Below are 12,156 nucleotides of genomic sequence, written 5' to 3'. Positions count from 1 at the left end.
ATGAACGTGACCCGCTCGCTCACCTTCGTGGCGACCCCGTGGTCGATCGCCCTCACCGTGCTGGTCCTGGGGGTGACGGGGGCGCTGTGCTTCGTCGCCTGGCGGCGGAGCGGCTACCGCCGATCGGTCGGGCTGCTGGAGGCGATCCGGTTCGCGGCGGTCGCGGCGGGCGCCGTGCTCCTGAACCAGCCCGAATGGGTCGAGTCGTTCCGCCCCGACGAACGGCCGTCGATCCTGGTCCTCTGGGACGGATCCGGCAGCATGGAGACGCGCGACGTGGCCAGGGCTGGGGCCGCCGCCGCACCGCCGACCACCCGCCGGGAGGCGGTCGCGCCGCTGGCCCGGCCGGAGGCCTGGAAGAAGCTGGCGGAGACGATGAAGATCATCATCCAGCCGATCACCTCCGGGGGAGCCGGTCGCGGGACCGACCTGGGCGACCCCCTGGGCAAGGCCCCGGACGCGATCCCCAACCTCCGGGGCGTGGTGCTGGCCTCCGACGGCGACTGGAACGAGGGGCAGCCGCCGGTCCTGGCCGCGACCCGGCTGCGGACCCGGGGCATCCCGGTCTTCGCCGTGCCGGTGGGCAGCCCCACCCGCCTGCCCGACGTTGAGCTGCTGGGGGTGGACGCCCCCACCTTCGGCGTGGCCGGCAAGGCGGTCCGGGTGCCGTTCACCATCGATAGCGCCATGCCCCGGCCGTATGTCACCACGGTCACCCTCCGGGCCTCGGACGGCGACGAGGTCTCCCGCGAGGTCCGAGTCGAGCCGATGGGCCGGACGGTCGGCGACCTCACCTGGAAGCCGAAGGGGACCGGAGACTACACCCTGACGGTGGACGTGCCCAGGCACCCCGACGAGACGCTGGTGGACAACAACCGCCTGACCGTGCCGATCGCGATCCGCGAGGAGAAGCTCCGGGTCCTGGTGGTCGAGTCGGTCCCGCGCTGGGAGTATCGCTACCTCCGCAACGCCCTGTCGCGCGACCCGGGCATCGAGCTGTCGTGCCTGCTGTTCCACCCCGGGCTGGGCAAGCCGGGGGGCGGGAACAAGGACTACATCAAGGCGTTCCCCAAGGGGATCGAGGAGCTGGGCAAGTTCGACGTGGTGTTCCTGGGGGACGTGGGGGTCGAGGACGGCCAACTCACGGCCGAGGACTGCCGCCAGCTCAAGGGGCTGGTGGAGCACCAGGCCAGCGGGCTGGTGTTCATGCCGGGCGGGGGCGGGCGGGAATTCTCGCTGCTGGAGACCGAGCTGGGCGACCTCTGCCCGGTGGTCATGGACTCGTCGCAGCCGGGGGGCTGGGGATCGCGGACGCCCAACCACTTCGAGCTGACCGAGACCGGCCGCCGCAGCCTGCTGACCAAGCTGGCCGACTCCGCCGACGACAACGCCCAGGTCTGGGAAGGGCTTCCCGGCTTCCAGTGGTACGCCCCGGTGCTGCGGGCCAAGGCGGGCAGCGAGGTCCTGTGCGTCCACAAGGACGCCTCCAACGAGTCGGGCCGATTGCCTTTGCTGGTCACCCGGACCTTCGGCGCCGGCAAGGTCCTGTTCATGGGCACCGACGGCGCCTGGCGGTGGCGCAAGGGGGTCGAGGACCTGTACCACTACCGCTTCTGGGGCCAGGTGGTCCGGTGGATGGCCTACCAGCGCAACATGGCCAAGGGGGAGACGATGCGGCTCTACTACGTCCCCGACCAGCCCCGCATGGACCAGTCCCTCACGCTCCACGCCAACGTGATGGAGCCCAGCGGCGAGCCGGTCCGCCAGGGGGACGTCTCGGCGCGGATCACCGCCCCATCCGGCAAGGCGGAGACCGTCCGGTTCCGCACCGACGGCGAGGAGTGGGGGACCTTCACCGGCCGCTACGAGCCCGGCGAGCCTGGCAAGCACCGGATCACGCTGAGCTGCGCCCAGACCAAGGCCACCCTGGAGGCCACCTTCAACGTGCAGGGCGTGGCCGCCGAGCGGGTCGGCCGGCCGGCCCGGCCCGAGGTGCTGGAAGAAGTCGCCCGCGTGACGAAAGGCCGCGTCGTCCGCGCCGACCAGGCCGACGAGATCGCCCGGTCCCTGGCCGACCTCCCGGAGCCGCCCCCCTCGGTGCGGCGGGTCCAGCTCTGGTGCCACCCGGCCGTGGCGGGATCTCTGGTCGGGCTGCTGGGGATCTTCTGGGCGGGCCGCAAGGCGATCGGGCTGATCTGATGGTCCGCGGGCTTCCGACGATGAAACGAGTTGACAGGTGTCGTATCCGATGCCAACGATATCCGGGGAATTCGTCTCGGGCCGGGGAGATCTCGCCATGAACGCCGAAGCCGTCAACGCGGTGCCTTCGCGAATCGCCGGGCTGTTGTCCGTGCTGAGCGTCCTCGGTTTCTGGATCCTGCCGTTCTCCCCGCTGGTGGCCATCGGGGCCGTCGCGACGACCCGGGGCACCTCCGGGCGGACGCGCCGGCTGGCCGTGGCGGGGGCCTCCCTGTGCATCGCCCATACCGCCTTGATGGCGGCCCTGTTCGTGCGGCACGCCGTGCCGCTCCTGCTGTAATTCATATCAAACGATCCCATTGCGTCGGCGTCGGACGGATCCCTTTCCCCCGGGGGTGGACATGAGCCTGGCCCAGGCGCGCGAGCGGTTGCAGATCCCCGAGACGCTCCGGACCCAGTTGGACGACTTCCGTCGCCGGGTCTGGACGGTCAAGACCCTGGAGGCCCTGGCGCTGGCCGGCCTCGGCGTGCTGTTCGCGTTCCTGGCGATGTTCGGGCTCGACCGGGCGTGGGACACCCCGGCCGGGCCCCGGCTGGGCCTGTTCGTCGCGGCGGTCGCGGCCCTGGCCCTGGTCCCCCTGGCCCTGCATCGTTGGGTCTGGCGGAACCGCCGGCCCGACCAGCTCGCCCGGCTCCTCAGCCGCAAGATGCCCCGGATCGGCGACCAGCTCCTGGGCGTGATCGAGCTGGCCCGCGACGACTCGGAGCAGGCGCGGTCCCCCCGGCTGGTCGCGGCGGCCATCGCGCAGGTGGCCGAGGACGCCCGGAAGCGGGACTTTCGGGCCGCCGCGCCGGACTCCCGCCATCGGTTGTGGGCGGGCCTGCTGCTCGTCCCGGCCCTGGCGACGGTCGCGCTGTTCGCCCTCTGCCCGGCCGCCGCGTCGAACGCCTGGGCCCGGCTGATCGCCCCGTGGCGCGACACCCCCCGGTACACGTTCGCGGCCCTGCAGCCGGTGCCGGAGTCGCTGGTCGTGCCCCACGGCGAGCCGTTCCGGTTCGCCGTGGCCCTGGCCCCCGGCTCCGCCTGGCACCCGGTCGATGCCGATACGAGGATCGGCGGGCGGCCCCCGGTGGTCGCCCGGCTCGCCGGCGGCCGGTATGAGTTCGACCTTCCCGCGCAGGTCGCCGACGCCCGATTGGAAGTCCGCGTCGGCGACGCCTCGCGGGTCGTGGCGATCCGGCCGATGCTCCGCCCCGAATTGACCGGGGTCGAGGCCGAGGTCACCCTGCCCGCCTACCTGGAACGCCCGGCCGCCGAGCGCAAGGACGTCCGGGGCGGGTCGATCACCCTGGTCCGCGGCAGCCAGGCCCGGTTCACGGCGACCGCCGGCCGCGAGCTGTCCTACGCCTCGGTCGACCTCAAGGCGCTGGCCCCGGCCGGGGCAACCGTCCGGACCCCCGCCTTCATGGCCGACGCCCCGCGCGACATCGCGATCCGCTGGGAGGACCGCCACGGGCTGGCCGGCAAGGAGCCGTTCACGATCAAGCTCTCCGGCCGGGACGACGAGGCGCCGACGCTCGCCGTGGACGGGCTGGCCCGGCAGAAGGTCGTCCTGGACACGGAACTGCTCAACTTCACGATCCACGCCCGCGACGACTTCGGCGTCCGCCGCGTCGGCCTGGTGTGGGAGGGGATCGACAAGAAGGGGTTCGCTTCCCCGGCGGCCGGCGACCGCGTGCTGATGGCCGGCGGGCCGGATCGGGAGATGCTGGAGGTGGCCGCGGCGTTCTCGGCCCGGTCGTTCGGCATCGAGCCCCAACCGATCGCCCTCCGGGCCTTCGTCGAGGACTACCTGCCGGGCCGGCCGCGGGTCCTGTCGCCCCCCTACACCCTGTTCGTCCTGAGCGCCGAGCAGCACGCGATCTGGGTCACCGAGCAGCTGAGCAAGTGGCACCGCCAGTCGTTGGAGGTCCGCGACCGCGAGATGCAGCTCCACGAGGCCAACAAGCAGCTCCGCGCCCTGTCGGCCGAGGAACTCGACCGCCCCGAGAACCGCCGCAAGGTCGAGGCCCAGGCCCAGGCCGAGCGGGCCAATGGCCGGCGGCTGACGGCCCTGGTCACCAACGGCGAGGACCTGGTCAAGCAGGCGATGCGGAACCCCGAGTTCGGCGTCGGCCACCTGGAGCGCTGGGCCGAGATGCTGGCGATCCTCAAGGACATCTCCGGCAACCGGATGCCGTCGGTGGCCGACCTCCTGAAGCAGGCGGCCGACGCCCCCAAGGTCGCCCAGGCCGGCCCCAAGGGGAACAACGCCCCGTCCGCCGGCACCAATCGGGCGGGCGGGGACGGCAAGCCCACGGAGCCCGCCCCGGGCGCACCGAAGCCGCCCACCGCCGTGCCGTCGGTCGTCGACCGCGAGTCGACCCAGCAGCCGCCCGACCAGAAGGAAACGCCGCCGGGCCCCGGCTCGCCTCCCAAGACGCCCCGGCTTACGCTGGCCCAGACGACCCTGGACGGGGGCAAGTCCGCCCCGCCCGGCGAGGCGCCCCCGGCCGCCGCCCAGGTGGACGAGGCCATCGTCCAGCAACGCGACCTCCTGGCCGAGTTCGAGAAGGTGTCCGACGAGCTGAACAAGGTGCTGGCCAGCCTGGAGGGGAGCACCCTGGTCAAGCGGCTCAAGGCGGCGTCCCGCGTCCAGGGGATGGTGGCCGGCAAGCTCGGCGAGCGCGTGCCCGACTCGTTCGGCCTGCCCGCCACCCGCGCGGGCGGCCCGGCCATGCCGATCCTCGCCGACCTGGCCGAGCAGGAGGCCAAGGGGAGCCAGGTCGTCTCGGTCATCATGGATGACCTGGCCACCTACTTCGAACGCCGCCGCTACGCCCGGTTCAAGGCGGTCCTGGACGAGATGAAGCAGAAGGACGTGATCGGCTCGCTCCGCCAGCTCGGCGACGACCTCAAGGCGGCCCAGGGCCTGTCCATGGCCCAGTGCGAGTACTGGTCGGACACGCTCGACCGCTGGGCCGACGACCTGGTCGACCCGGCCAACGGCGGCACCTGCCCGGGCTCCAAGTCCAGGGGGAGCCTGCCGCCGTCGGTGGTCCTGGAAGTCCTCCAGATCCTGGAGGCCGAGGTCAACCTCCGCGACCAGACCCGCGTGGCCGAGCAGGCCCGCCCCGCCCTGCCCGCCGAGGAGTTCAGCAAGCAGGCCAACGGCCTGAGCCGGGACCAGGACAAGCTCCGCTACCGGGTGATGAAGGTTGCCGACCGGATCCGCGAGCTGCCCGATGCCGAGGCCGAGTTCGGCCGCGAGCTGAGCCTGCTGGCCGAGGTCACCCTGGTCATGGACGACGCCACCAACATCCTGGGCAAGCCCGACACCGGCGCCCCGGCCATCGCGGCCGAGACCGACGCCATCGAGCTGCTGCTCCAGTCGAAGCGGATCAACCCCAGGGGCGGGGGCGGCGGCGGGCCGTCGCCGGGCGGCGGGGGGAGCGGGACCACCACCGACTCGGCCCTGGCCCTGATCGGCACCGGCATCAACCAGAAGGAGGTCCGCGAGGACCGCGGCGTCTCGCAGGCCACCGGCGACTCCGGCCCGGCCCTGCCCGAGGAGTTCCGCTCCGGCCTGGATCAGTACTTCAACAAGCTGGAACGGCCCCCCGCCGGCCGGTGATCGATGACGACGCGGGATGAGGTCCCTCCGATGAAGATGTTCGCAATGCTCGCGGTCGCCGCCGGCCTCGCCCTCGCGGCGATGGCCCCCGGCCCCGCGCCGGCCCAGGTGATCCTGAACGGCCAGCTCAACGGCTTCGTGATCGACGAGGTGCAGGTCGAGGTCCCGGCGGTCCGGAAGGGGGACGACCCGGCCGCGAAGCCGGCGCCCCCCGAGGCGAAGGTCGCGGTCCCGGCGAAGAAGGAGGACGAGAAGGCGGAGGCCGGGCCTCCCGCCGGGGCGCGTGTGAAATACTTCAAGCCGGCCGAGCCCGCTTTGCCCGCCGAGCCCGCCAAGCCGGCGATGTCGCCCGAGGTCAAGAAGTTCGTGTCGGAGTTCCTCCCCCAGCGGTACGGCCCGGCGGAGGCCGCCGCCGACCTGGCCAAGCGGAAGGCCGAGGTGAAGCAGATCGAGGAGCGACGCGCCGCCGCCCGGGCCCAGATGGAGGCCCAGCAGATCAAGGCACGCGAGCCGATGATCCGCCAGATGACCCAGCAGCTCCGCCCGGTGCTCCAGGCCGAGCTGCGCATGCTCACCGAGATGGCCTCGCCGACGCCCGAGCAAAGGCGGGCGATCGCGATGGCGGGCGGCCGCGCGGCCAAGGAGGCCGCCACCCGGATGATGGTGGGGCGGCAGGTCATCGTGGACCGGAATGGACGCCGGGTGATCGAGCAGAGCGATCCCCGGAAGATGATCCAGGCCGCGATGGCCGAGGAGGTGAAGGCCCGGCTCCCGGCCGAGGTCCACGACCGCTACCGGAAGGAGATGGCCCGCCGCGACGAGCTGGAGAAGCACGCCGTGATCCTCGCCCAGGTGGCCAACCTCGACCGACTCCTCTACCTGGCCCCGGACCAGCGCGACCGGCTCGTCGCGGCGATGCGGGCGTACTACGAGGCCGAGCCGTGCCCGCCCATCGACGCCATGGTGATCTACGACTCGCACACGCCTTATTTCCCCGATGATCGCATCCTCCCGATCCTGACCGACGTGCAGAAGAAGGTCTGGGGCGACGCCTCGAAGATCAACGTCGGGACGATCTCGTTCCGCAACCTGGGCGCGATGAATGGCATGGGCAACGCCCCGGCCGAGGATCCCGACGTCGCCGCGGCCTTCGCCGAGGAGGAGCAGAAGTGAAGCCGATCGCGATCGCCGCCCGACGGGCCGGGGCGGCCTGGCTCCTCCCGATGCTCCTGCTCGCGCCGGCGGCCCGGGGGCAGGACCTCGACGACCCCGAGCCCGCGCCCGCCGCGGCCGGGGCGGGGATGAACAACGGCTTCATCCTGTCGGAAAACAACTTTTATATGTGGGTCTACGGCAGCAACCAGCTGGTCGACGGCACCGGCCCGGACCGCTACGCCGCCCGGCTCGCCAGCCTGCTCCAGATCAGCCTCGACGACATCGACCGCTCGTGCCACCTCACCGAGGCCCAGAAGGCCAAGCTCGCGCTGGCCGGCCGGGGCGACATCAAGCACTTCCAGGATCGGGTCCTCGTGGCCAAGCGGTTCTTCGACCAGTTCAAGGCGGACCAGAACAAGATCGGCGAGATCCATCAGGAGACCGTCCCCCTCGCCGCCCTGATCCAGAACGGCCTGTTCGGCGACGGGTCGTTCTTCGCCAAGGCCATCCGCACGACCCTGGACCCGGCCCAGGTCGAGCAATATCGGGCCGACCTCCGGCTCCGCGAGGCGTTCCGGTATCGGGCCAAGGTCGAGGCGTCGCTCCTGGCCGTCGACGCGACCGTCCGGTTCACCGAGGAGCAATACCGGCGCCTGGTCGACCTGCTCATCGAGACGACCGCCCCCCCCCGGAAGTGGGCGGGGTCCCAGAACGACCGGCAAATCGTCCTGATCAAGCTGGGCCGGATCCCGAACGACAAGGTCCGGCCCCTGTTCGACGACGCCCGGTGGGCCGAGCTGAATCGGCAGATCGCCCAGGCCAACCAGATGGAGCGGTTCCTCAAGGCCCAGGGCTTCCTCGACGAAGAGCCGCCCGCCGGGCCGTCCTCGGGCGAAGGGGCGCGATGACCGTGATGCATCCACATCCACCGACGAGACCCGCCGCCCGCCCGTGGATCGCCGCCGGCCTCCTGGCGCTGGCCTGCGCCCTGGGCGCGACCGGCCGGGCCGGGGCCCAGGCCATCGAGCTGAAGACCGGCGAGGTCGTCCCGCGCGACGTCCGCGAGATGTACGACCGGGGCCTGCAATTCCTGGCCAATTCGCAGACCGAGCAGGGTGGCTGGGCCGGCGGCGGCGAGCAGGGGGCGGGCGTCACCGGCATGGCCATCATGGCCCTGCTGGCCTCCGGCGAGGACCCCAACTTCGGCCTCTACAGCAACCACATCCGCAAGGCCCTGCGGAGCCTGATCTCCGCCCAGGACGGCTCCACCGGCTTCTTCGGCGGGAGCATGTACCACCACGGCTTCGCCATGCTGGCGCTGGCCGAGGCGTACGGGGCGGTGGACGAGCGCGACCTCTGGCCCGACGGCAAGGGGCCCCGGTCGATCGGCCAGGCGCTGGAGCTGGCCGTCCGGTCGGCGATCACCTCGCAGAAGCGGAACCCGACCGGGGCCTGGCGCTACTCCCCCAGCGGGATGGACGCCGACACCTCGGTCAGCGGGGCGGTGCTGGTCGGCCTGCTCGCCGCCCGCAACGCCGGCATCGAGGTGCCCGACGAGGCGATCGACAAGGCGGTCGCCTACTTCAAGTCGATGACCTCCGGCGCCGGGGAGGTCGCCTACACCGGCGGCCTGGGCGGGTTCGGCGAGTCGGTGGCCCGCAGCTCGATCGCCACGCTCGCCTACGCCGTGGCCCGCCGCAAGGACCTGCCCGAGTTCAAGGCGACCCTCGAATACCTCCGCCAGCGGATCGACCAGCCCAACCACAACTACCTGGAATACACCCGGTATTACGAGGCCCAGGCCCTGTTCCAGGGGGACCTGGACGCCTGGGGCCGGTGGAACAAGCTGACGGTCCGCCAGCTCAAGGAGTCGCAGCTGCCCGACGGGAGCTTCAAGGGCCAGTTCGGCCCGACCATCGCCACCTCGCTGTCGCTGCTGTCCCTGGCGCTGAATTACCGCTTCCTGCCCATCTACGAACGGTAGGCCGTGGCCCCCATGAACCAGCACCCCGCCCGACTCGCCCCCGCCTGGCTGCTCCTGGCCGCCCTCGCCCCGTCGCCGGCCCGGGCCGAGGAGCCTCCGAAGGCCCCGACTCCGGCCCCGGCCGAGGCCCCGACCCTGTACCTCACCGATGGCGGGTTCGCGGCGGGCGGCCTGGCCCCCTCCGACCGGCCCGGCGTGATCCGCTGGCAGTCCGCGGCCTTCGCGGAGCCCCTGGAGTTCCCCGTCGCCGAGGCCCAGGCGATCCGGTTCCCGGCCCCGCCGACGGGCCTCCGCCCGGCCGCCGGCGCGTTCGGGTTCGAACTGACCGGGGGGGATGTCCTCTACGGCTCGCTGGTCGCGCTGGACGACAAGGCCGCCGAGCTGGACGCGGGGCGGATCGGCAAGGTCCGCGTGGAGCGGTCGCGGCTGGCCCGGATCTTCCGCTGGGGCGGCGGATCCGGCCTGATCTACGACGGCCCGCGGGGGCTGGCCGGCTGGCGCGAGATCCCCCCCGTCCGGACCAACCGCCCCGAACCGGCCCAGCGGGCCGTGGTCGGGGTGAACGTGATCCAGGGCCTGTTCCGGGCCGCCGCGCCGGCCCGGCCGTTCGAGCCCCCCGCCCCGGCGGGCCCACCGACGCCGCCGGCCTGGCGCGACGAGGCGGGCCACCCGGTCGCGACCGCCGACGGGGCGACCCTCCAGGGGGACCTCGGCCTGCCCGCCCGCTTCAGCTTCGACATCGAGCTGTCCTGGTCCGGGACGCCCGACTTCGTCGTGGCCTTCGCCGCCGACGACGCGGCCTCGGCCGCCCGCGCCTTCCGCTTCGAGGTCTGGGACGGCCGCCTCGTCCTCCTCCGCGAGACCGAGCAGGCGGCCGACCTGGTCGCCATCCAGCCCGTGCCCGAGGGGGCCGGCCGCGCCCACCTGCGCGGGCTCGTGGACCAGCCGGCCGGCCGGTTCGTGGTCGTCGCCGAGGACGGCCGGCCCCGGGCCGAGCTCACCCTCGGGGGCACCCCCGGCGCCGGGCTGGGCGGCCTCCGGCTGACCAGCCTCCGGGGCGGCCTCCGGCTGGAGAAGCTCCGGATCGGCCAATGGGACGGCGAGACCCCGGCCCCCGTCATCGACGCCGCCACCCGGGTCGAGCTGGCCGACGGCACTTCGTCCCGCCGGGCGATCGAGCGGTTCGACGCCGGGTCCCGCGAGTTCGTGGCCCGCGACGATTCGGGCGAGACGAGGATCCCCGAGGATCGCGTGGCCGACATCCGGCTGGGCGTCCCCGCCGCCGAGTCCTCCTGGACCGTCCTGGCCATCCACAAGGACGGCACCCGGCTGGGCGGCGACTGGCTGGGCATCGACGGACCCAACCTCCTGCTGGCCGCCCCCGGCTTCGCCGAACCCCTCCGGCTCCCCCTGGAAGCGATGCAGGTGATCGAGACCCGGCGGCACGACCGGGCCGAGGCCCCGAAGGACGCCCGGGTCGGCACCCTGGACATGGAGGGGGTCCGGCTCCGCGGCCGGCTGGTGGGGTCCGGCGGCCCGCCCGAGGCGGGCGTGCTCGCCTGGCAGCCCATCGGCGCCGGGTCGCCCAGCCCGATCCGCCCCGGGGCCTCGGGGCGGATCCTGTACAACGGCACGCCCCCCCCGCCGGCCCCGGCCCGGGTCGGCGTGTCGACCCGAGGCCTCGCGCCCTGGGTCGCGTTCGGCAACCCCATCCCGGCCCAGGCCGCCCAGCCGCCGAAGGCGATCGCGATCGCGGCCGTCGAGGTCCGGGCCGAACCCCCGGCCCCGGCCCGGCCCGAGGCCCCGGCCCCGAAAGCGGCCGACGAGCCGCGCAAGGCGGTGGCGGGCGCCGGGGGCAAGACCCGGGTCATCGCCCCGGCCCCGGCCCCGGCCCCTGCCCCGGTCGCGGTCCAGGGGTTCATCATGGGCCAGGCCGCCCCGGTCCGGGCGGTCCCGCGCGACGTGATCCAGCTCCCGCAATCGGCGACCCGGGGGGGCTCGATGGCGGCCCGCCGCTCGCTGTACCTCCGGACCGGCGACATCATCCCGTGCGAGGTCGCGCGGATCGACGAGGACGGGGTCACCTTCAAGACCGAGTATGCCAAGGCCACCTTCGTGCCCAACGACCGGGTCAAGGCGGTGGAGCTGGCCGCCGAGGTCGGCCCGGTGATGCAGATCGGCAAGGTCCGCCGCGAACGGCTGCTGACCCTGCCCCGGATGCAGAAGGGGAGCCCGCCGACCCACCTGATCCGTTCCAAGACCGGCGACGTCCTCCGGGGCCGGATCGTCGCCATGGACGACGAGACGATCCGGGTCGAGGTCCGGCAGGAGGAGCGCGAGGTGCCCCGCGACCGGGTGTCGCGGATCATCTGGTTCCACGCCGACGAGACCGACCCGTCGAAGAAGGCCACCGAGCCCCCCGCCGCCGCGCCGCCGACCCGGGTCCAGGCGGTTCGGGCCGACGGCATCCGCCTGACCTTCGTGGCCGAGCGGGTGGCCGACGACGCCGTGATCGGCCGCAGCGACGTGCTGGGCCCGTGCGAGGTGAAGGTCCAGGACCTCGACCAGCTCCTGATCGGCGGGGCCGTCGAGAAGGAGGCCACCCAGCTGGCGTACCAGCAATGGAAGCTCCAGGACGCCCCCGAGCCCCGATCGGCCCAAGCCGACGCCGCCCCCCTGGGCAACGACGGCACCGAGTCCCCGCTGGTCGGCCAGCCGGCCCCGGACTTCACCCTCAAGCTCCTGGGCGGCGGGGATTTCCACCTGGCCGACGCCAGGGGGCAGGTCGTCATCCTCGACTTCTGGGCCACCTGGTGCGGCCCCTGCCTCCAGGCCATGCCCCAGATCGACAAGGTGGCCCATGAGTTCGAGGCCAAGGGGGTCAAGCTGGTCGCCGTGAACCTCCAGGAGCCACCGGCCAAGATCACGGCCCTGCTGGAACGCATCAAACTCTCCCCGACCGTGGCGCTGGACCGCGACGGGATCGTGGCCGGCAAGTACGCGGCCGACGCCATCCCCCAGACCGTGATCGTCGACCGCGACGGCAAGCTCGTCCGGCTGTTCGTCGGCGGCGGCCCCAAGTTCGAGGACCGGCTCCGCGACGCCCTGAACGCCGTGACGGCGGCCCCCCAGCCCTGACCCCGC

The 12,156-nt window shown here is 73.1% G+C and carries 7 protein-coding genes; all 7 read left to right on the top strand.

Annotated elements, in window-relative coordinates; genetic code table 11:
• Nucleotides 1–2,199: a hypothetical protein gene (locus TA3x_RS08175; protein ID WP_435022317.1), complete on the top strand. Its 2,199-nt coding sequence runs from the start codon at nt 1–3 to the stop codon at nt 2,197–2,199.
• A 97-nt stretch (nt 2,200–2,296) separates the two neighbouring features.
• A complete protein-coding gene (locus TA3x_RS08170; protein ID WP_435020078.1) occupies nt 2,297–2,539 on the top strand; it encodes a hypothetical protein in 243 nt (80 codons plus the stop codon).
• A 61-nt stretch (nt 2,540–2,600) separates the two neighbouring features.
• On the top strand, nt 2,601–5,873 hold the full coding sequence (locus TA3x_RS08165) for a hypothetical protein (protein ID WP_435020077.1): 3,273 nt from the start codon (nt 2,601–2,603) through the stop codon (nt 5,871–5,873).
• A gap of 30 nt (nt 5,874–5,903) precedes the next feature.
• A complete protein-coding gene (locus TA3x_RS08160) occupies nt 5,904–7,046 on the top strand; it encodes a hypothetical protein (RefSeq protein WP_435020075.1) in 1,143 nt (380 codons plus the stop codon).
• Entirely contained in the window at nt 7,043–7,936 is an 894-nt protein-coding gene (locus tag TA3x_RS08155; protein WP_435020073.1) for a hypothetical protein, read from the top strand. Before TA3x_RS08160 ends, TA3x_RS08155 begins: the two co-directional genes overlap by 4 nt.
• A 5-nt stretch (nt 7,937–7,941) precedes the next feature.
• Nucleotides 7,942–9,012, top strand: a complete 1,071-nt coding sequence (locus tag TA3x_RS08150) for a prenyltransferase/squalene oxidase repeat-containing protein (RefSeq protein WP_435020071.1) — start codon at nt 7,942–7,944, stop codon at nt 9,010–9,012.
• 12 nt (nt 9,013–9,024) lie between these two features.
• Complete coding sequence (locus tag TA3x_RS08145; RefSeq protein WP_435020070.1) at nt 9,025–12,150, top strand: redoxin domain-containing protein; 3,126 nt, start codon at nt 9,025–9,027, stop codon at nt 12,148–12,150.
• Nucleotides 12,151–12,156 lie beyond the last annotated feature (6 nt).

Source organism: Tundrisphaera macrotermitis (assembly GCF_051175315.1).
In the GTDB taxonomy this organism is placed as follows: Bacteria; Planctomycetota; Planctomycetia; order Isosphaerales; family Isosphaeraceae; genus Tundrisphaera.
This window is presented reverse-complemented; position numbering and strand designations above follow the sequence as displayed.